Origin of the sequence: Roseovarius nubinhibens ISM, from assembly GCF_000152625.1 — a bacterium.
Lineage (GTDB): Bacteria > Pseudomonadota > Alphaproteobacteria > Rhodobacterales > Rhodobacteraceae > Roseovarius > Roseovarius nubinhibens.
Map to the genome: position 1 here is coordinate 1,677,558 of NZ_CH724156.1, position 20,894 is coordinate 1,698,451.

17 protein-coding genes are annotated in these 20,894 nt (G+C 64.7%); 16 read left to right on the forward strand and 1 reads right to left on the reverse strand.

Annotation, left to right across the window (positions count from 1 at the left end; translation table 11 throughout):
• Positions 1-149: 149 nt before the first annotated feature.
• The 16 genes from ISM_RS08130 to ISM_RS08200 all read left to right on the forward strand — a co-directional run bounded on the left by ISM_RS08130 (position 150) and on the right by ISM_RS08200 (position 19,449).
• Positions 150-1,493: an NAD(P)-binding domain-containing protein gene (locus tag ISM_RS08130; protein WP_009813654.1), complete on the forward strand. Its 1,344-nt coding sequence runs from the start codon at positions 150-152 to the stop codon at positions 1,491-1,493.
• Between the two features lie 216 nt (positions 1,494-1,709).
• On the forward strand, positions 1,710-3,092 hold the full coding sequence (locus ISM_RS08135; RefSeq protein ID WP_009813655.1) for an ammonium transporter: 1,383 nt from the start codon (positions 1,710-1,712) through the stop codon (positions 3,090-3,092).
• Positions 3,093-3,125: 33 nt separating this feature from the next.
• Positions 3,126-3,299 carry a hypothetical protein gene (locus ISM_RS18255; protein ID WP_156783348.1) on the forward strand — a complete coding sequence of 58 codons (174 nt, stop codon included), beginning with the start codon at positions 3,126-3,128 and terminating at the stop codon, positions 3,297-3,299.
• A gap of 93 nt (positions 3,300-3,392) precedes the next feature.
• Positions 3,393-4,526, forward strand: coding sequence for an aminomethyl transferase family protein (locus ISM_RS08140; protein WP_009813657.1), 1,134 nt, complete (start codon positions 3,393-3,395; stop codon positions 4,524-4,526).
• A 66-nt stretch (positions 4,527-4,592) separates the two neighbouring features.
• A complete protein-coding gene (locus ISM_RS08145; RefSeq protein WP_040617960.1) occupies positions 4,593-5,195 on the forward strand; it encodes a dimethylamine monooxygenase subunit DmmA family protein in 603 nt (200 codons plus the stop codon).
• Positions 5,192-6,139 carry a PDR/VanB family oxidoreductase gene (locus ISM_RS08150; protein ID WP_009813659.1) on the forward strand — a complete coding sequence of 316 codons (948 nt, stop codon included), beginning with the start codon at positions 5,192-5,194 and terminating at the stop codon, positions 6,137-6,139. Before ISM_RS08145 ends, ISM_RS08150 begins: the two co-directional genes overlap by 4 nt.
• Before the next feature lie 9 nt (positions 6,140-6,148).
• On the forward strand, positions 6,149-7,216 hold the full coding sequence (locus ISM_RS08155) for a heme-dependent oxidative N-demethylase family protein (RefSeq protein WP_009813660.1): 1,068 nt from the start codon (positions 6,149-6,151) through the stop codon (positions 7,214-7,216).
• Between the two features lie 33 nt (positions 7,217-7,249).
• Positions 7,250-7,573 (forward strand): DMT family transporter, encoded by a 324-nt coding sequence (locus ISM_RS08160; protein ID WP_009813661.1) that lies wholly within the window; start codon positions 7,250-7,252, stop codon positions 7,571-7,573.
• A gap of 337 nt (positions 7,574-7,910) precedes the next feature.
• Positions 7,911-8,915 carry a TAXI family TRAP transporter solute-binding subunit gene (locus tag ISM_RS08165; protein ID WP_040617961.1) on the forward strand — a complete coding sequence of 335 codons (1,005 nt, stop codon included), beginning with the start codon at positions 7,911-7,913 and terminating at the stop codon, positions 8,913-8,915.
• 76 nt (positions 8,916-8,991) lie between these two features.
• Positions 8,992-11,028 (forward strand): TRAP transporter permease, encoded by a 2,037-nt coding sequence (locus tag ISM_RS08170; RefSeq protein WP_009813663.1) that lies wholly within the window; start codon positions 8,992-8,994, stop codon positions 11,026-11,028.
• 162 nt (positions 11,029-11,190) lie between these two features.
• Positions 11,191-12,615 (forward strand): circularly permuted type 2 ATP-grasp protein, encoded by a 1,425-nt coding sequence (locus tag ISM_RS08175; RefSeq protein ID WP_009813664.1) that lies wholly within the window; start codon positions 11,191-11,193, stop codon positions 12,613-12,615.
• 4 nt (positions 12,616-12,619) lie between these two features.
• Positions 12,620-13,561 (forward strand): alpha-E domain-containing protein, encoded by a 942-nt coding sequence (locus tag ISM_RS08180; RefSeq protein WP_009813665.1) that lies wholly within the window; start codon positions 12,620-12,622, stop codon positions 13,559-13,561.
• A gap of 3 nt (positions 13,562-13,564) precedes the next feature.
• Positions 13,565-14,362 carry a transglutaminase family protein gene (locus ISM_RS08185; RefSeq protein WP_009813666.1) on the forward strand — a complete coding sequence of 266 codons (798 nt, stop codon included), beginning with the start codon at positions 13,565-13,567 and terminating at the stop codon, positions 14,360-14,362.
• Positions 14,363-14,372: 10 nt separating this feature from the next.
• A complete protein-coding gene (locus tag ISM_RS08190; protein WP_040617962.1) occupies positions 14,373-15,125 on the forward strand; it encodes a proteasome-type protease in 753 nt (250 codons plus the stop codon).
• 146 nt (positions 15,126-15,271) lie between these two features.
• Positions 15,272-16,372, forward strand: a complete 1,101-nt coding sequence (locus ISM_RS08195; RefSeq protein WP_009813668.1) for an efflux RND transporter periplasmic adaptor subunit — start codon at positions 15,272-15,274, stop codon at positions 16,370-16,372.
• Positions 16,369-19,449, forward strand: a complete 3,081-nt coding sequence (locus ISM_RS08200; RefSeq protein ID WP_009813669.1) for an efflux RND transporter permease subunit — start codon at positions 16,369-16,371, stop codon at positions 19,447-19,449. Before ISM_RS08195 ends, ISM_RS08200 begins: the two co-directional genes overlap by 4 nt.
• 8 nt (positions 19,450-19,457) lie before the next feature.
• On the opposite strand, the gene ISM_RS08205 is transcribed toward ISM_RS08200, so the two are convergent.
• The gene (locus ISM_RS08205) at positions 19,458-20,861 is read right to left on the reverse strand and encodes a hypothetical protein (protein ID WP_009813670.1); all 1,404 of its coding nucleotides are present in this window, start codon (positions 20,859-20,861) and stop codon (positions 19,458-19,460) included.
• Positions 20,862-20,894 lie beyond the last annotated feature (33 nt).

The following is a 20,894-nucleotide window of genomic DNA, read 5'->3' on the forward strand; positions in this document are numbered from 1 at the left end:
TCCTGCTCAAATAATATCACATTTGCAGGAAATAAAGTTTCCACGTGGGAAAAAATTGACCCACGAGATCGGCCCCGGCTCACTGGTTCACACGAGTGGACCAGTTTTCAATCCTGGTATGGACCAAATTCCGAGCCGAGGGAAAGATCATGACGAAACGCGTGGCCGTTATTGGCGCAGGGCCCTCGGGCCTGGCACAGCTCAGGGCCTTTCAATCCGCCGCCGACCAGGGCGCCGAGATCCCCGAAATCGTCTGTTTTGAAAAACAGGCCAATTGGGGCGGGCTATGGAATTACACTTGGCGCACGGGGTTGGATGAAAACGGCGAGCCGGTGCATTGCTCGATGTACCGCTATCTCTGGTCCAACGGACCCAAGGAGGGGTTGGAATTCGCCGATTACTCCTTTGAGGAACATTTCGGCAAGCAGATCGCCTCCTACCCGCCGCGCGCCGTGCTCTTCGACTATATCGAAGGCCGGGTGCACAAGGCGGATGTGCGCAAGTGGATCCGTTTCAACAGCCCGGTGCGCTGGGTCAGCTATGATGCGGAGACCGCCAAGTTCACCGTCACGGCGCATAATCACGAAACAGACAGCACCTATAGCGAAGACTTCGACCACGTCATCTGCGCCTCGGGCCATTTCTCGACCCCGAATGTGCCGTTCTACGAAGGGTTCGACACGTTCAACGGCCGCATCGTCCACGCTCATGATTTCCGCGACGCGCGCGAATTCGAGGGCAAGGATGTGCTCGTCATGGGCGCCTCCTATTCGGCCGAGGACATCGGCTCGCAATGCTGGAAATACGGCGCCAAATCGATCACCAGCTGCTATCGTTCGGCCCCCATGGGCTATGCCTGGCCCGACAATTGGGAAGAAAAGCCAGCCCTCGAGAAACTGACCGGCAAGACCGCGCATTTCGCCGATGGCAGCACGCGGGATGTGGACGCCATCATCCTGTGTACCGGCTACAAGCATTTCTTCAGCTTCCTGCCCGATGACCTGCGTCTCAAGACGGCCAACCGGCTCGCGACCGCAGACCTCTACAAGGGCGTCGCCTATGTCCACAACCCGGCCATGTTCTACCTCGGCATGCAGGATCAGTGGTTCACCTTCAACATGTTCGACGCGCAGGCCTGGTGGGTGCGTGACGCCATCCTCGGCCGGATCACCTTGCCCAAGGACAAGGCGGCCATGCTGGCCGATGTGGCCGAACGCGAGACCCGCGAAGAGGCCAGCGACGATGTGAAATACGCGATCCGCTACCAGGCCGATTACGTCAAGGAATTGGTGGCCGAGACCGACTATCCCAGCTTTGACATCGACGGCGCCTGCGACGCCTTCTTCGAATGGAAGAAACACAAGGCCAAGGACATCATGGCCTTCCGCGACAACAGCTACAAATCGGTGATCACCGGCACCATGGCCCCCGTCCACCACACCCCGTGGAAGGAGGCCCTGGACGATTCAATGGAAGCCTATCTGCAGAACTGAAAGGAGCGCAGCCCGCCAGAGCGGGCTGCGACGTGCTGCGTGCTGAACGCCACCCCACCGGGCCCGCAGCACAAAGAGATCAAACGGGTCGACCCAAGGTTTTCGCCCTTCCCGCATTTCGACCCGAAGACAGAACGCCCCCGGTCCAACTCCGAGGGCAGGGAGGGAAATTCCACGCGGGCAACATGCCGCCCGTCATCTAAAAGGAGATTGGACGTGGAACAGGAACTGGCAACACTGGCGGCAACCGTCGCCGAGCTACAGGCGAAGGCGGCCGCCACCGGCAGCATCTTCTCCGAAACATTCTACTACCTGACCATCCCCCTCATGGTGCTGATCCATGTGGGCTTTCTGGCTTATGAAATGGGCGCGTCCCGGTCCAAGAACGCGCTGGCCTCGGGGATCAAGAACATCCTCGCCTTCGCGATGATCGTGCCCTTCTTCTACTATGTCGGTTGGTGGATCTACTGGGCCTTCCCCACCGGGCTGAGCGGCGCCATGGGGGCCATGGAAATCTCCGGCTTTGCCTATGCCAACGAAATCGCGAGCCCGACCAGCCCCTATATGGGCCCGAACCTCGGGGATCAGGCCTCCGGCGTGTTCTGGGGGGCGTTCGTGCTGTTCGCCGCCACCACCGCCTCGATCCTGTCGGGCGCGGTGATCGAACGTATTCAGCTGACCGGCTTCATCGCGCTCGCGGTGGTCCTGGGCGCGTTCATCTGGATCCTCGCCGCCGCCTGGGGCTGGCACGCCGATGGCTGGCTGGTCACGAAGCTCGGCTATCATGATTTCGGCGCCTCGGGCGTGGTGCATATGATCGCGGGTTTCTTCGCGCTGGGTGTCCTGATCAATCTCGGGCCCCGGATCGGCAAGTTTAACGCCGATGGCAGCGCCAACCAGATCGCCGGGCATTCCATGCCGATGACCCTGATCGGTCTCATGCTGATCATCGCCGGCTTCTGGGGCTTCCTGATGGGCTGCGTCATCGTTCCCGGCGAAGCCTGGTCCTGGAGCGGCAAGATCGAAACCTCGATCTATGGCACGCCGATGACCATGTCTGGCATGACCTTCAACGTGCTGATGGCCTTCGCCGGTGGGATCATCGGGGCCTGGATGACCACGCGTGATCCGTTCTGGATGATGTCCGGCGCGCTGGGTGGGATCATCTCTGCCGCCGCCGGGATCGATCTGTGGTGGCCGCCGCTGGCCTTCGTGATCGGCTTCATCGGCGCCAGCATGATGCCCTTCGTCGCGAGCTTCATCGAACGGATGAAGATCGACGATGCGGTCGGCGCCTTCACCGTGCATGGCTTCCTCGGCCTGTGGGGCGTGCTTGCGGTCGGCATCGTCGGCAGCGGCTACCCGGCGCTCTTCGGCGAGGCGGATGTGATCGAAATCTCCTTCATGGGTCAACTGGGCGGTGCCGCCGTCATGGCGCTGCTGGGCTTCGTGCCGGGCTATGCCGTGTCCTTCGTGCTGAAGGCGATGGGCATGCTGCGCGTCCCGGAATCGGCAGAGCTGCTCGGCCTCGACCTGACCAAGGTGCCGTCCTCGGCCTACCCGGAATCGATCCACCCCTCTGTCTCGCCCGCTGAATAAGCGGACGGGCCCAATCGCAAACAGAAAGGACACATGATGAACCCTGTAACCTCTGGAACCTGGGATGGATTTGAAGGCGCCTATTACACCGGCTTTGGCAGCATGGAGCTGATCTGGCTTCTCGCCACCATGGCGCTGCTGGCGATCGCCATCTTCCTTGGCAACAAGCACGAGAAATCGGCCTACGCCGCGGTCGAGAAAAAGTAGGGCCCCGGCCCTCGGTCCGGGGCGGTATCGCCGTCCCGGACCCCCGAAGATTTATCACAGTATGACGCATAGACTGATTAGGACGACATAGAAATGACCGCATCATGGAGATTCTCGGCCCTCGCCGAGCGACATCGCGCCCTGGGCTCCGATCTGGAAGACTGGAGCGGCATGGGCACCGCCTGGAGCTATGACAAGGATCAGACCGAGGAATATCTCGCGATCCGCACCAAGGCCGGCGTCATGGACGTCTCGGGCCTGAAAAAGGTCCATGTGATCGGCCCCCATGCCAGCCACGTGATCGACCGCGCCACGACCCGCGATATCGAAAAGCTGAAACCCGGCCGCTCGACCTATGCCTGCATGCTCAACGATCAGGGCAAATTCGTCGACGATTGCGTGATCTACCGCATGGGACCGCACAGCTTCATGGTGGTGCATGGCTCGGGCGCGGGACATGAACAGCTCACGATGGCGGCGACCGGACGCAATGTCTCGGTGCTGTTCGACGACGACATGCACGACATCTCGCTGCAAGGCCCGCTGGCGGTGGACTATCTCGAGAAACACGTGCCGGGCATCCGCGACGTGGTCTATTTCAGCCATATCCACACGACGCTCTTTGGCAAACCGGTCACGATCTCGCGCACCGGCTATACCGGCGAACGTGGCTATGAAATCTTCTGCCGCCGGCAGGATGCGCCGCTGATCTGGGACACGATCGTCGAAGAGGGCGCCGAGATGGGCATCATCCCCACTCGCTTTACCACGCTCGATCTCTTGCGGGCCGAAAGCTACCTGCTGTTCTTCCCCTATGACAATTCCGAAATGTACCCGTTCGAGGACGAACCCCATGGCGACACGCTGTGGGAACTGGGGCTCGACTTCACCGTGTCCAAGGGCAAGACCGGCTTTCGTGGGGCCGAGGAACATTACCGTCTCAAGGGCAAGGAGCGGTTCAAGATCTACGGCGTCAAGCTGGACGGTACCGAACCCGCCGCCGAGGGCGCGCCGCTGCTCAAGGATGGGGTCGAGGTCGGCGTTGTCACCATCGGCATGTACAGCCCGCTCAACGAGCACAATGTCGGCATCGCCCGCATGCCCGTCGACTGCGCGGTCGAAGGCACCGCCCTGACCGTCAAGAACCCCGATGGCGAGATTGCCGCCGTGGCGAGCCCGATGCCCTTTCACGATCCGGACAAGCTTCGGCGCACCGCGAAAGGCTAAGGCCCGCACCCCGGCGCATCGCGCATGCGCCGGGGCCGCCACCGGCACGACCCGAAGGATAGGCACATGACCCAAGTAACCTTTTCCCCATCGATCAAAACCCGCCCGGTCTATGCGCCATTGCAAAGCCAAGGCGACGCGCCTGCCATCCTCCTGTGCGAGGGCGACGGGGCGCTGGCCATTCTCGATCTGGCCGCCCGCGATGCCTCGGTTCTGGGCCGGGCGCATCTGATCCACATTCCCGCCGGCACCGCCCATGGCCCCCGGCTGCGGGCGCTCGGCGCGCGCATGTATCACGAAGCACCGAGCTTTGAGGCGCTCGCCGCCCGCTATGGCAAGGCGCTCGCCGATGCCACCATGAGCACCCGGCTCTATCTCGCGGGCACCGAAGGGCTGATCGCCAAGGCGACGGCTGCGGCCCTGGCCGCGGGGCTGCCACATCAGGCGATCCAGGCCGAACACCGCGGCTCCATCGCCCGGCGCATGCAATGCGTGCATTGCAAGGGCGTGACCGAAGAGGTGACCACCGATCCGTTCACCTGCTCGCATTGCGGGCTGACGCTGTTCGTGCGCGATCACTTCTCGCGCCGTCTTGGCGCGTTTCAGGGCGTCTGCGTCGATGCCGAAACCCCGGGCGACGTGCCCGCCACGCAGGAGATCCGCCCATGAGTGCCCGACTGCTGCGCGTGACCGAGGTCGCGCCGCTGACCCCGCTTGTCACCCGCTTCCGTTTCGAGGACCCCGATGGCGCCCCCTTGCCACTGTTTTCCGGCGGTGCACATGTGGTGGTCGAGATGCCGGATGAGGGCGTGCTGCGCCGCAATGCCTATTCGCTCATTTCCGCGCCGGATGACGGGTCGGGCTATGAAATCGCGGTGCGCCGCGAGGATACTGGCCGGGGCGGATCGCGCTATATGCACAGCCAGGTGACCCCCGGCACGCTGATGACCGTGACCAGCCCGGTGAACCTGTTCTCGCTCGATCTGCGGGCACGCAAACATGTGCTGATCGCTGGCGGCATCGGCATCACGCCCTTCCTGTCGCAACTGCGTCAGCTGGCACGCATGCAGGCCCCGTTCGAGCTCCATTATGCCGCGCGCAGCCGGGCCGAGGCGGCGGGGCTGGCCTTTCTGCCCTCGGCCCCGAACATCCATCTGCATATCAGCGACGAAGGCAATCGGATGGATCTTGGCGCCATTCTTACCGGTCAGCCGCTAGGAACCCATGTCTATACCTGCGGGCCCGAAGGGCTGATCACCTCGGTCGAACAGGCCGCCGCACGGCTGAACTGGCCCAAGGCGGCGCTGCATTCCGAGGCCTTTCTTTCGCCACCGCCGGGCAAGCCGTTCGACGTGACGCTGGCCCGCTCTGGCCGAACGCTCACCGTCGGCCCGAACCAGAGCCTGCTCGAAGCGCTGGAGGCCGCCGAGATCGACATCCCCTGGAGCTGTCGCGGCGGCGCCTGCGGCCAATGCGAAACCGCCGTGACCGCCTGTCATGGCCGCATCGACCATAACGATCATTGGCTAAGCGACGACGACCGCGCCGCCCAGCAAAAGATCATGCCCTGCGTGTCCCGTTTCCAGGGGCAGCATCTCGCTATTGACCGATAGGAGCCCGCGATGACCATCCGGTTCAACGACGAAACCTTCCGCGACGATTACACCTTCTTCAACTCGCCCGAGGCGATTGCGCGGTTTCCCTTCCCTTTTGATCGCGACGATTACATGTACTCGGTCAACATGGAGCCGCATAAAACCGGCCCCGAGGGCACGCCGTTCAACGTGCGCTTTGACGTGGACGAACATTACGTCAGCGAAATGCGCGACCGCGAGATCACCCTGACCGAGGACCCGCTGCGCTGCCAATCGCTGCCGCATATGGAACTGGCGGGCTGGGATCTGCTCGAACTCATCATGCGCTCCAAGGCCGAGGATTACCCCGAGCTTTTCGAGCTGCATTGCGATGGCGACCGCTGGCACTGGATCAACAGGCCGCTCGGGATCGATCAGCGTTTTACCTTCGGCGACGCGACCACGCTGCCCTATGGGCCGATGGAATATATCACCCGCCAGGCGCAGGGCGATTTCGCCGTGCTCGATCAGCGCGAAGACAATCTCTGGATGGATGCCGGCATGGTCACCAGCCAGGCGGATTGGAGCCTCGATTTCGACATCGGCATGAATTTCTTCGAATGGCACGCCCCGGTGCCAAAGGCGCATGAGATGGGCATTTTCCAGCGTGCGCTGAAATTCCTGATGCAGATCAATCAGGACAATCCGGCACGCCGCCTGAACTGGACCATGACCGTCAACCCCCGGCTCGACACCAGCCCCGAGAACTATCACAAATGGGGCCCGGAAAAGCGCACCATCACCTCCGAAAATGTCGGGCAAAAACAATATCTCCGGGTCGAGCTGCAAACCTTCTGGCGGCTGCCCCGATCGAATGCGCTGGCCTTTCCGATCCGGTGCTACCTGATCAATCTCGAAGATCTGGTGAGCGTCCCGAAATGGGGGCGCAGGCTGCACCGCGTGCTGCGCGACCTGCCCGACGAACTGGCCGATTACAAAGGCTTTGCCGTCAACCGGCCGGTGATCGTCGACTACTTGTCGCAGCATGACGATGGCGCGGCCACCTCTGCCGGGATCTACCCGACCGCGGATGACGCGCCCCGCACCCCCGCCTGAGGCGCGCATTTCATCAAAGTAAGGAGGCGCGTGATGGCCTGGATCATTCTCTGTTTTGCCGGGTTGCTGGAAATCGGCTGGGCCATGGGGCTGAAACTGTCCGACGGCTTCACCCGCCTCGTGCCCACGGTGCTGACCCTCGCCCTCGCGGTGTTCAGCATCTATCTCGTCGGCCTCTCCGCGCGCAGCATCCCGGTCGGCACCGCCTATGCGGTCTGGGCCGGGATCGGCGCGGTCGGCACGGTGATCTTCGGCATCGTGATCTTTGCCGAACCCGTCTCGCTCATGCGGATGGCCTGCGTCGGTTTGATCGTCGCGGGCATCGTCGGGCTGAAACTGGTGGACGGCAGCGCCTGAGCCCCGCCGCCCATGCCCTTTGGTTCAGCCTGCGGCGCAACCGTCAGATGAGCCCGCGCAAAATCTCGACCGCCTTCCGCTAGCGCGCGCCACGCCCCCGCGGGTCGCGGCGCTCAATCCGCTGGTGTCGCGGCCTTTTTCAGGCCCGGCCCCTCGGACTGTATTTGCATTCCCTCCCCCCGCTCCTCTATCGTGCAGGTGGTTGCCCAAGCAGTGAGAGCGATCAGGACCGCCGATGGTAAGCGCAAGCAACCCGCCGCTCCTGTCACAGACCAAAGGCCAATTCGATCCGGCCCGGCAAAATGCGACCCCAGTAAAGATCAACAAGGAGTATCTTATGATCAACACATTCAAAACGGCTGCGATCAGCGCGGTTCTGGCCCTCGGCATGGCCAGCACGGCTGTCGCGCAGGAGCTTCGCTTCTTTACCATCGGCACAGGCGGTACCGCCTATACCTATTACCCCATCGGCGGCGTCATCGCGAACGCCATCTCCAAACCCCCCGGTTCGCGCGAATGCGGCGATGGCGGCTCCTGCGGCGTCGAAGGGCTGATCGCCTCGGCGGTGTCCTCGCGCGGCTCGGTCGATAACGTCAACGCCATCATCTCGGGCCTGCGGGATTCGGGCTTTGCCCAATCCGACGTGGCCTATTGGGCCTATACCGGCACCGGCACCATGGAGGGCAGCGAGCCCGCAACCGATCTGCGCACCATCGCCGCGCTGTTCGAGGAGCATATCCACCTCGTCGCCATGGCCGACAGTGGCATCAACTCGGTCGCCGATCTGGCCGGCAAGCGCGTCTCGCTGGACGAGCCGGGCTCGGGCACCTATGTCGACGCGCTGCTGATCATGGAGGCCAACGGGCTCTCCATCGACGATCTGACGCCCGAGGCGCTCAAGGGCAACGCCGCCTCTGAGGCGCTGCGCAACGGCAAGATCGACGCCTTCTTCGTCGTCACCGGCTATCCGACCGGTTCGCTTGTCGAACTGGCCTCTGCCGCCGACATCAAGCTGGTGCCGATCGACGGCGATGCCGCCGCGACGCTGACCGAGAAATACGGCTTCTTCTCCTCCTCGGAGATCCCCGAAGGCACCTATGAAGGCGTCGCAGGCGTCGACACCGTCGCCGTTGGCGCCCAGTGGTTCACCTCGGCCAAGGCCGATGAAGAGCTGATCTACAACATCACCAAAGCCCTGTGGAACGACGAGTCGCGCAAGCTGCTCGACGTGGGTCATGCCAAGGGTCAGGCGATCACGCTCGACACCGCCCTCGCAGGCGTTGGCGTTCCGCTCCATGCCGGGGCAGAGCGGTTCTATCGCGAAGCTGGCGTGCTGAAGTAAGCACAGGCTTTGTCCTTCTGGCCTCGGGCGTCTCGGCGCCCGGGGCTTTTTCGAGTGCACCATCAGGGATTTGGACATGACCGCCGACACCACACCAGAGCTCACCCCGGAACAGCTGGCCGAGATCGAACGCAAATACGATCCCGAAACCGCCTTCCGGCCCACGGGGAAAATGCTCGGCCTCGTCATCGCCACCGCGCTGGTCGCCATGTCGGTCTATCATTTCTACGCCTCGGGCTTTGGCCTCGTGCGCGAGCTTCTGCACCGGGGCATTCACATCTCATTCGTGCTCGGGCTGGTGTTCCTGCTCTTCGGCATGCGCAAGGGCGATGCCACCCTGCCGCCCCGCGCCTGGTATCGGTTCGACGGCGTGCCGATCCTCGACATCATCTTCGCCCTCCTCGCCGTGGCGGCCGCCATGTACCTGCCGCTCCTGTCGCCCGCGGCGCTGGCACAGCGGGTCGGCAACCCGTCCACCACCGACATCTTCATGGGCACCGCGCTTCTCGTCCTGACGCTGGAGGCCACCCGCCGCAGCGTCGGCCCGACCCTGCCGATCATCGGCCTGATCTTTATCGCCTTCGCCTATTTCGGCCCCTGGATGCCCGGCGCGCTGAAACATGGCGGCTCGTCCTGGCTCGCCATCATCAACCATCTCTACATGACCAATCAGGGGATCTACGGCATCGCCATCGGTGTCATGGCGCAATATGTCTTTCTCTTCATCCTCTTCGGAGTGCTGGCCACGCGGATCGGGCTTGGGCAGTTGTTCATCGATCTCGCCATGGTCATCGCCGGGCGCTACTCCGGCGGCCCGGCCAAGGTGGCGATCTTTTCCTCGGCCTTCATGGGCACGATCTCGGGCTCGTCCATCGCCAATACCGTGACCACCGGGGCGCTCACCATCCCGGCGATGAAGCGGGTGGGCTATCCCGCGCATTTCTCCGGCGCGGTCGAGGCCACCGCATCGACCGGCGGCCAGATCACCCCGCCGATCCTCGGGGCTGCGGCCTTCATCATGGTCGAATATCTCGAAATCCCGCTGCGCGATGTGCTGGCGGCGGCGCTCTTCCCGGCGCTGCTGCATTACTTCGGCATTTTTATCATGGTGCATCTCGAGGCCAAGAAACTCGGCCTGCGCGGCCTGCGCGCCGAAGAGCTGCCCAAGATGGGTCTGGTGCTCAAGGACCATTGGCTGAGCCTGATCCCGCTGATCATCCTCGTCTATCTCATCCTCTCCGGCAAAACCCCCGATTTCGCGGCGGTTTACGGCATCATCGCCTGCGTCGTGGTGGGCTTTCTCAACCCGACCCACCGGCTGAGCCTGCGGGACCTCTGGGATGGGCTCGCCTCGGGGGCCAAGAACACGCTGGCCGTCGGTGCTGCGGCGGCGACCGTCGGCGTCGTCGTCGGCGTGGTGACCCTCACCGGCGTCGGCTTTCGCCTGGGCTATGTGGTGGTGCAGACCGCCACCGACATCGGCACGATGCTGAGCACGCTGCCGATCCTTGGCTATTTCACGGTGACGCAATGGGCGCTCTTCACCTCGCTCATCCTGATCGCCATCGCCTGTATCATCATGGGGGCGGGCATCCCGACCACCGCCACCTATATCATCCTCGTGGCGGTCGCGGCCCCGGCCTTGGCCCAGCTTCAGGTCGAACCGCTCGTCGCGCATTTCTTCGTCTTCTACTACGGGGTGCTGGCCGACATCACGCCACCGGTTGCCCTCGCCGCCTATGCCGCCGCCGGGATCGCCGGATCGAACCCGTTCAAGACCGGCAACACCGCCTTCCGCCTCGGCATCGCCAAGGCTCTGGTGCCTTTCGTCTTCGTCTATTCTCCGGCGCTCCTGCTGGTGGCCGACGGGTTCACATGGTGGGCCTTCACCGTGACGCTGCTGGGGGCGATGCTGGGCATCGCCTCGCTGGGCGTGGCCTTCTCGGGCTATCTGATCGCGGGGCTCAAGACATGGGAACGCTGGTGGGTGGCGCTGGTCTCCTTCCTCTTCATCGCGCCGGGCTTGATGACCATGGGGCTGGGGCTGGCGCTGATGCTGCCGATCCTGCTGATTCAGCTGCGGCGGCGAAATGCCACGACAGTCGAGGCGTAGCCACCGCCTCGACGCCCGCCAGACGCGAGTAGCGCCTAAAATTTATGCGAAACGCCCGCGAGTCGGGCGCTTCCGGCGATTTATTGCGCATTTTCGCCAATCGGCTCTGGTTATTTCCCACGGTTCTGCGCCTCATAATCCCGTAACAAGGAGGGGTTTGGTATGGTGGCAGCGCCGGGTTTCGATGAGATGTGGGGGTCAGATGAACGGCTCAGAGAGCCTTATCAAACCTTCAATGACTGGCTCGACGGTGAAGATCCCAAACGATTGCGGGCCAAGCAGCGCGAGGCCGAAGAGGTCTTTCGCCTGACCGGCATCACCTTCAACGTCTATGGCCGCGCCGAGGCCGAAGAGCGGCTCATCCCCTTCGACATCATCCCGCGCATCATCTCGGATCGCGAATGGTCGCGCGTCACCAAGGGGATCGAACAGCGGGTGCGCGCGATCAACGCCTTCCTGCACGACATCTACCACCGCCAGGAAATCATCAAGGCGGGCCGCATCCCCCGCGAAATGATCAGCGACAACGCCGCGTTCGAGCCTCGGATGATCGGCGTCTCGCCACCGGGCGGCGTCTACACCCATATCGTCGGCACCGATCTGGTGCGCACCGGCCCGGACGAATTCTTCGTGCTCGAGGACAACGCCCGCACCCCGAGCGGGGTGAGCTATATGCTCGAGAACCGCGAAACCATGCTGCAGATGTTCCCCGAGCTCTTTTCCAAGAACCGGGTCAAGGGCGTCCAGAGCTACCCCACCGATCTGCGCCGCTCGCTGGCGGCCTGCGCGCCTGCCGCGACCACCGACACCCCGGTGGTGGCGGTGCTGACCCCCGGCATCTACAACTCGGCCTATTACGAACATGCCTTCCTCGCCGATCAGATGGGCGTCGAACTGGTCGAGGGCCATGATCTGCGCGTCGTCGACGGGCGCGTCGCCATGCGCACCACCTGCGGCTACAAACCGATCGACGTGCTCTATCGCCGCGTCGATGATGATTTCCTCGACCCGCTCAATTTCAACCCCGAGAGCCAGCTCGGCGTGCCGGGCATTCTCGATGTCTACCGCGCCGGTGGCATCACCATCGCCAACGCGCCGGGCACCGGCATTGCCGATGACAAGGCGATCTACAGCTACATGCCCGAGATCGTCGAGTTCTACACCGGCGAACGGCCCCTGCTGCAAAACGTGCCGACATGGCGCTGTTCAGAGCCTGATCAGCTCGCCTATGTGCTCGACAATCTGCACGAGCTGGTGGTCAAGGAGGTGCATGGCTCGGGCGGCTACGGCATGCTCATCGGCCCCGCCGCCAGCAAGAAAGAGCTCGCCGCCTTCCGCCGCAAGCTCACCGCGCGGCCCGGCAATTACATCGCCCAGCCAACGCTGAGCCTCTCCACCGTGCCCATCTTCGCCCAGCGCGGGCTCGCCCCGCGCCATGTCGATCTGCGCCCCTTCGTTCTGGTCAGCCCGGATCAGATCAAGGTGACCGCCGGCGGGCTCACCCGGGTCGCCCTCAAAAAGGGCTCGCTCGTGGTGAACTCCAGCCAGGGAGGCGGCACCAAGGACACTTGGGTGCTGGAGGACTGAGATCATGCTGGGCAAAACCGCAAACGGCCTGTTCTGGATGTACCGCTCGCTCGAGCGCGCCGAGAACACAGCAAGGCTCATCGAGACCGGCCAGCGCATCGCGCTCACCCGTCTCGAATCCGGCGAAGGCGAATGGCAATCGGTGCTGCGCTCGGCAGGCAGTCTCGATCAGTTCGAGGAAAACCGCGACGAGATGACCAAAGAGGCGGCCATCGACTGGCTGCTGCGCGACCGGGCCAACCCGTCCTCGGTCATGTCCTCCATCGACAACGCCCGTCAGAACGCCCGCCTGGTGCGCACCGCGCTCACCCATGAGGTCTGGGAAGCCACCAACGCCGCCTATATGGCCGCGCTCGATCTCTTGGCGCGCAAGGTGGCCGAACGCGATCTGCCCGGCGTGCTCCGCGCCATCCGCCAGCGCACCTCGCTGGTGCGCGGCATGACCCATGGCACGATGCTGCGCAACAATATCTACAATTTCGCCCGGCTCGGCACCTTCATCGAACGCGCCGACAACACCGCGCGCATTCTCGATGTGAAATACTATGTGCTGCTCCCTTCGGCGAGCTCGGTCGGCACCTCGCTCGACAATGTGCAATGGGAAACCATCCTGCGCTCGGTCTCGGCCCGCGGCGGCTTTCGCATGGAATATGGCGCGAGCGGCGGCCCCCGCGAGATCGCGCAATTCCTGATCCTCGACCGGCGGATGCCGCGCTCGCTGGCCTTCTGCATGAACAAGCTTTGCGACAACCTGCGCTATCTCAACAGCGGCCAGCCCAAGCTCGGTGAGGCCCAGACCAAGGCCCAGCAGATCGAACGCACCTATCTGAGCCACGACATTGACGCGGTTTTCGACTATGGTCTGCATGAATACATCCAGAACTTCCTCGGGCTCCTGGTCGAGCTCTCGGGACAGATTGAAACCGACTTCCGGTTCTACGAGTAGATCATGCGCCTGACCATTCGTCACGAAACCCGCTACCAATTCGACACGCCGGTGAAATACGGGCTGCAACAGCTGCGCAAGACGCCGCCCAGCTCGGCGCAACAAGAGGTGCTGTCGTGGCGCACCGAGGTGACCGGCGGCCGCCGCGAATTGGGGTTTGAGGACCACCATGGCAACAGCGTCGAGTTGATCAGCTTTGACCGCGAGGCCAAGGATCTGACGCTGGTGAGCGAGGGCGAGGTCGAGGTCACCGACACGCATGGCGTGCTCGGGCCGCATCGCGGGGCAGCGCCGCTCTGGCTCTACGAGCAATCGACCCCGCGCACCAAACCGGGGCAGGGGATCCGCGCCCTCCTGCGCGACATCCCCGAGGCCGATCCGCTCGACCGGTTGCACCACCTGTCACGGCTCATCCGCGAACGGGTCGCCTTTGAGGTTGGCGCCTCCGACGTCGCCTGGGGCGCCGAAGAGGCCCTCGCCGCGGCCAAGGGCGTCTGTCAGGATCACACCCATATCTTCCTGACCTGCGCCCGCGCGCTGGGGTTTCCGGCGCGCTATGTCTCGGGCTATCTGATGCTCGACGACCGCACCGCCCAAGAGGCGATGCACGCTTGGTCCGAGGCCCATGTCGAGGGGCTCGGATGGGTCGGCTTCGACGTCTCCAACGGGATTTCCCCCGACACACGCTACGTTCGTGTGGCAACGGGGCTGGACTATGCCGAGGTTGCCCCGGTATCGGGAACACGTATCGGCGGCACGGGCGAATCCCTCTCGGTCGCCATTGACGTGGTTCAGCAATAGGAAGACCCGGATGACATATTGCGTGGGGATGATGCTCGAACGGGGCCTCGTGTTCATGTCGGACACGCGGACCAATGCCGGGCTCGACGACATCTCGACCTTTCGGAAAATGGCGATCTGGGAAACCCCGGGCGACCGCTCGATCACCTTGATGGCGGCGGGCAATCTCGCCACCACTCAGGCTGTGGTGAGCCTGCTGGACGAGCGCAGCAAATCCCCCGGCGACCGCGCGCCTTCACTGCTGGGCGTGCCGTCGATGTTTCAGGCCGCGCGCATGGTGGCCGACACGCTCAAAGAGGTGATCGCCCAACATGCCGACACCGGGCAGCGGGCCGACAGCACCTTCAACGCCACGCTCATCCTCGGCGGCCAGATCAAGGGCGGCCCCCACCGGCTCTTCCTGATCTACCCCGAAGGCAATTTCATCGAGGCCGGCCGCGACACGCCCTTCTTTCAGATCGGCGAGACGAAATACGGCCGCCCCATCCTCGTGCGCGCCTACGACCCGAAGATGAGCTTTCAGGCCGCCATGAAACTCCTGCTGGTGAGCTTTGATTCCACGCTCAAGGCCAATCTCACCGTCGGCGCGCCGTTCGATTTTCACTGCTACGAGGCCGACAGCCTCTGCACCGGCCAGACCGGACGCGTCGCGGGTGACGATCCGTATTTCCTGTCGATCTCGCAAGGCTGGGGGCAGGCCCTGCGCGAGGCGCTGGATATGCTGCCTGACTTCAAATTGGGCAAAGACCCGTCCGACGCCTGATATCCGTCTGATCGGCACACACAATTCCGTGGGCCGGGGCTGTCGCTTGTATACCGGGCAGGGTGATGCTGCTACACTGCCATGGCTATTTTATGCTATTCAAGCGCATGCGCCCGATCACGATTTAGAGACGGAACCCCGAACCGATGTCCATCTGGAAACAGATCCTCTTGCTCGCCCTTCTCGGTCTGCTGGCCTTTGCAGGTTATGAAACCCACCGGCGCTACATCGCGCCCGAGGACGGGGCAGGGCAGGCGGGCCGGCGGGCGTCCGGTCCGGCACAGGTCGAGGTCGCCAGCGCCACGGTGGAAACCATGCGCGAAACGGTCGAGGCGGTGGGCACCACGCGGGCCCGCCAATCGGTCGACATCGTGCCCGAGGCCGACGGCCGGATCGAGGCCATGGCCATCGCCCCCGGCGACCGCGTCGAAGAGGGCACGGTGCTGATCCGGCTCGATGATGTCATCGCCCGCGCCGATCTCGCCGAGGCACAGGCGCGGTTTCTCGAACGCGACCGCGTGCTGACCCGCCTCACCCAGCTGCGCCAATCCAACGCCGTCTCCGAGGCCGCCCGCGAAGAGGCCGTCGCCCGCCTCGCCGAGGCCCGCGCCCAGGTCGACCGCGCCGAACAGCGCCTCGCCGAACGCACCATCCTCGCGCCCTTTGCCGGCACTCTGGGCCTCGCCGAGGTGGACCAAGGCGCCCGCGTCAGCGCCGGCACTTTCATCACCCGGCTCGATGACCTCTCCGAGGTCGAGATCGAGTTTTCGATCCCCGAAACCCTCTTCTCCCGCATCAAAACCGGCATGAAGATCACCGCCACCAGCGTCGCCTTCCCCGATCAGGAATTCATCGGCACGATCAGCGAGGTCGACAGCCGCATCGACCCGGTGAGCCGCGCCTTCCGCACCCGCGCCGTGGTGCCCAACCCGGGCGACACACTGCCCGCCGGCATGTTCATGTCGCTGGAACTCGTGCTCTCGCAATCCGATGAAACCGTGGTGCCGGAAGAGGCCATCGTCTTTCAGGCCGCCGAAACCTATGTCTTCGCCGTCATCGACGGCAAGGCCCAGCGCGTCACCGTCAAAACTGGCCCCCGCCGCAACGGGATGATCTCGATCCGCGAGGGGCTCGAACCCGGCGATCAGGTCGTGACGCGCGGGTTGCACCGGGTCCGCGACGGCTCTGACGTGGATATCATCAACCTCTCCGGGCTCGCCTCGGACAGTGGCGAGATCAAATCGTGACATTGTCTGACATCTCCGTGCGCCGCCCGGTGCTTGCCACGGTCGCCAACCTCCTGCTGATCGTCTTCGGGCTGAGCGCGCTCGGCGGCATCGCGATCCGCGAATTGCCCGATGTCGACAACGCCGTGGTCACCGTCACCACGAGCTATCTCGGCGCCACCTCCGAAGTGATCGACACCGACATCACCGAAACCGTCGAAGGCGCGGTCGCCTCGATCTCGGGCATCCGCTCGATCAGCTCCGAGAGCCGTCAGGGCCAATCCCGCGTCACCATCGAATTCGAGGCCGGGCGCGATGTCGATGTCGCCGCCAATGACGTGCGCGATGCGGTGGGCCGCATCCGCGATGACCTACCCGAAGAGGCCGACGCGCCCGAGGTCGAGAAAAGCGATGCCGACGCCGATCCGGTGATGCGCCTCGCCGTGGTTTCGGACCGCATGACCACCGCCGAGATCACCGATTATCTCGACCGGTTCATCGCCGACCGCCTCGCCACGCTCGACGGGGTGGCGAGCCTGCGGATCTATGGCGAACGCTCCTTTGCGGTGCGTATCTGGCTCGACCGCCGCGCCATGGCTGCGCGCAAGCTCACCGTGGCCGACGTTCAAAACGCCCTGCGCCGCAACAATGTCGAACTGCCCGCTGGCGAAGTGACCTCGCAGGACCGCCAGCTGAGCGTCCGGCTCAACAGCCGCCTGCAGAGCATCGACGACTTCCGCGATGTGGTGCTCGACCGGATCGCGGGCTACCCGGTCCGCCTCGGCGACATCGCCCGGATCGAACCCGGCGTCGCCGATGATTCCACCATCGCCCGCAGCGATGGCCGCGATGCGGTCGGCATCGCCGTGCAACGCCAGAGCCAATCGAACACGCTGCAGATTTCCCAGGCCGTGCGCGCCGAGATCGACAAGATCCGCCCGACCCTGCCCGAAGGGATGGAAATCCTTGTAGGCTCGGATGACGCGCTCTTTGTCGGGGCCTCGATCCGCGAAGTGGTGAACGCGCTGGTCATCTCGCTCGGCCTCGTGGTGCTGGTCATCTTGCTCTTCCTGCGCAGCTTCCGCGCCACGCTCATCCCCGCGATCACCATCCCGGTGTCGCTGGTGGGCTCTTTCATGCTGATCGGCGCCTGGGGCTTTTCGCTCAACACGCTGACCCTGCTGGCGCTGCTCCTGGCCATCGGCCTCGTGGTGGATGACGCCATCGTGGTGCTCGAAAACATCCAGCGCCGCATCGAGAATGGCGAGAGCCCGCTCGTCGCCTCGATCAAGGGCGCGCGGCAGGTGACCTTCGCCGTGCTCGCCACCTCGGTCACGCTGATCGCGGTCTTCGTGCCGCTCTCCTTCATGCCGGGGCAGGTGGGCCGCCTCTTCATCGAATTTGGCTGGGTCATGGCGGGCACCGTCGCCATCTCGACCTTTGTCGCCCTTACCGCCTGCCCGGCGCTCGCCTCCAAAGTGCTGCGCAAGGGCCGCGGCACCGCCCCCCAGGACCCCGACACCCCCAATGGAAGGGTGCAGCGCGCCTATGCGGCGCTCCTGCATCGGGCGGTGAACATGCCGCTCGTGGTGGTGCTCTGCGCCGTGGCGGTGACCGGCGGCGCGGCCTTCTTCTATGACGCCCTGCCACGCGAGCTTGCCCCGCGCGAAGATCGCGGCGTGGGCTTCGTGCCGCTGACCGCTCCGCAGGGCAGCACCGTCGAATATTCCGACGCCGCCGCCCAAGAGGTCGAAGCCCTCCTGAAACCGCTGCGCGACGAAGGCGTGATCGCCACGGTCTTTACCTTCTCCGGCTGGGGCAACCGGGCCTGGCGCTCCTTCGTGGTCTTCCGCCTCGTGCCCTGGGACGAACGCGACATGACCGCCGCCGAAGTGGCCCAGGCCATCGCCCCCAAGATGGGCCATGTCACCCGCGCCCGCGGCTTCCCCGTAACCCCGGCGGGCCTCGGGCTGCGCGGCAACTCGACCCCCGTGCGCGTCGTGGTGAGCGGCCCGGATTTCGACAGCGTCAAGGCCTGGTCCCTCGCCCTGCTCGAGCGCGCCGAAGAGATCGACGGGCTCGTCAATCCCGAGATCAATTTTGAACAGAACATGCCGCAGCTCGACGTGCAGATCGACCGCGCCCGCGCCGACGACCTCGGCATTTCCATCGAAACCATCGCCTCCACCACACAGGCGATGCTCGCCTCGCGGCAGGCCACCACCTTCATCAGCCGGGGCCGCGAATACCCGGTGATCATTCAGGCCCGCGACGCCGACCGCCGCTATGCCACTGATCTCGAAAACATCCACATCCGCTCGGAAGATGGCGAAACCCTCGTCTCGCTCGGCGCGCTGATCTCGGTGCGCGAAAACGCCGCCGCGCCGTCGCTGCGCCGCTTCGACCGGCTGCCCTCGATCCAGCTCTCCGGCGCGCTCGCCCCCGATGCCGATCTCGGCACCGTGCTGGACGAGATCGAAGCCCTCGCCGCCGAGATCATCCCCGCCGAGGGCAAGCTCGGCTTCGAGGGCCAGTCGCGCACCTTCAAGGACACCGCCGCCGGGGCCAACGCGGTCTTTGCCCTCGCGCTCCTGATCGTCTTTCTGGTGCTCGCCGCCCAGTTCGAGAGCTTCATGCACCCGCTGATCATCCTGCTGACCGTCCCGGCAGGCGTCGCCGGCGCGATCTATGCCATGGCGCTGGGCGGGCTGTCGCTCAATGTCTATAGCCAGATCGGCATCATTCTCTTGATAGGGTTGGTGGCCAAGAACGGCATTCTCATTGTCGAGTTCGCCAATCAGCTCCGCGACGAAGGCCGCTCCGTGCGCGACGCCGTGATCCTCGCCGCCGTGCTGCGCCTGCGCCCGATCCTGATGACGGTGCTGTCGACCATCCTCGGCGCGCTGCCGCTCTTTCTCGCCACCGGCGCCGGCGCCGAGAGCCGCAACGCCATCGGCACGGTGATCATCGCCGGACTGGCGCTCTCATCCTTCCTGATGCTCTTTGTGACGCCGGTGCTCTACGATCTCCTCGCCCGCTTCACCAAGCCACGCGGCGCGGTGGAAAAGGCGCTGGAATACGAGCTGAAAGAAGCCTGAGCCTCGCCTTACCCGTCCAGCAGATTGGGCAGCCCCTTGCCCAACTTCGGATGCACATAGACCGTCTGCAACCGCGCCATCGCCGCCTCGGCCCGCGCCCGCGCCTGAGGGCCGAGCCGCGCCGGATCACAAACCGCTGCCAGGTCCCGCGCCTCGATGAGGCTTTGCCGCCCCGGACAGGGGGCCGCCCGCACCGACACCGCCGCTTGCAACAGCTCTGGTGTGAACACCGCGCCCTCGGACCAATCCGCCTCGCTCTCCGCCCCATGCCCCGCCTCGGCAGGCCTGCGTGTCGCGATGGAAAACGCCCCCTTCCGCTTTGGCGCAGCCGCGTCTGAACTCTCGAAACACCAATAGCTCCCGGCCCGTAGCCGCATCTGCGGCGGCGCAAACTGTCCCGCCCCGCGCGGCACGACACAGGGCGTCACGCGGTAGCCCTCGGAAAACCCCTGTTTCGCGCACATCGCATGGGCCGCCACGATGCTGTCGCCCCTGATCCGTGCCCGCGTCGCCGCATCTTGGGTAAACTCCAACCGGACCAGCGCCGCAGGCAGGCACTCCGCCCCAAGCTTGCGGGTATAAGGCTCCAGCGTCTCGGCCCAATAGCGGCTCTCCGCCGCCAGATGCAGCGCCAGCCGCTCCGGCACGCGGGCCTCCGGCGCTCCGGCCTCCGACGCCCCATGAAACATCCGGCAGATCGCGCAGGCCCCGTCATAGACGGCCTCATCATGATCGCCATGACAGGCTTCGGCCTCGACGCCCCGAGGCCCCGCCTCAAACACCCAAGGCTCGAGCCGCAGCTCCCCCTCCGCCGTCACCAGCGCGACAAGCGCCGTGTGATCCTTGGCCAGAATGGTCACGGTCCCTTGGCGCGGATCGACAAGATGGCAAAACGCCGGGCTCTGCGCATCTTCCGCCTCGGCCCGGTCATTCCAGCCATCCATCGTCACGCAGAGCTCGCCCAGCGTCAGCCGCAGTGGAAACTGCCGCGCCCGGCCCAGCGGCAGCTGCGCACAGAGATCGCGCAGCAACGCGCCTGCATGGTTGTCGGCCCCCTCGGCAAGCCGCAGATCGCCGCGCATCCGGCCGCCCTCGGCCCGCAGCTCCTCCGGCAAACGCGCCAGCCCGACCTCGGCCCCGGTGTCGTAAAACGCCTCGGGCGCGCGGCTGAACTGCTCGCCCGGCACGATCATCTCATAGCCGCCAAGATGCGGCCGCCGCAGGTAATTGACCTCGGGCCGCGCCTCGGCCCAGCGCTCCGCCTCATAGAGCGTCGCAAACCAGAGCCGCACCGGCTCAGCCGCCCGCGCGGTGGCCTCGTCCCGCGCCGCGCGCAGCTCTTGGGCGACGATCCCGTCGATCACCGCCTCGACATCCGCGCCGGCGCCGAACACATCCTGAAAATCGCCCATCGGTCCCTCATGTCGCTGTTTCACCAGCAAATC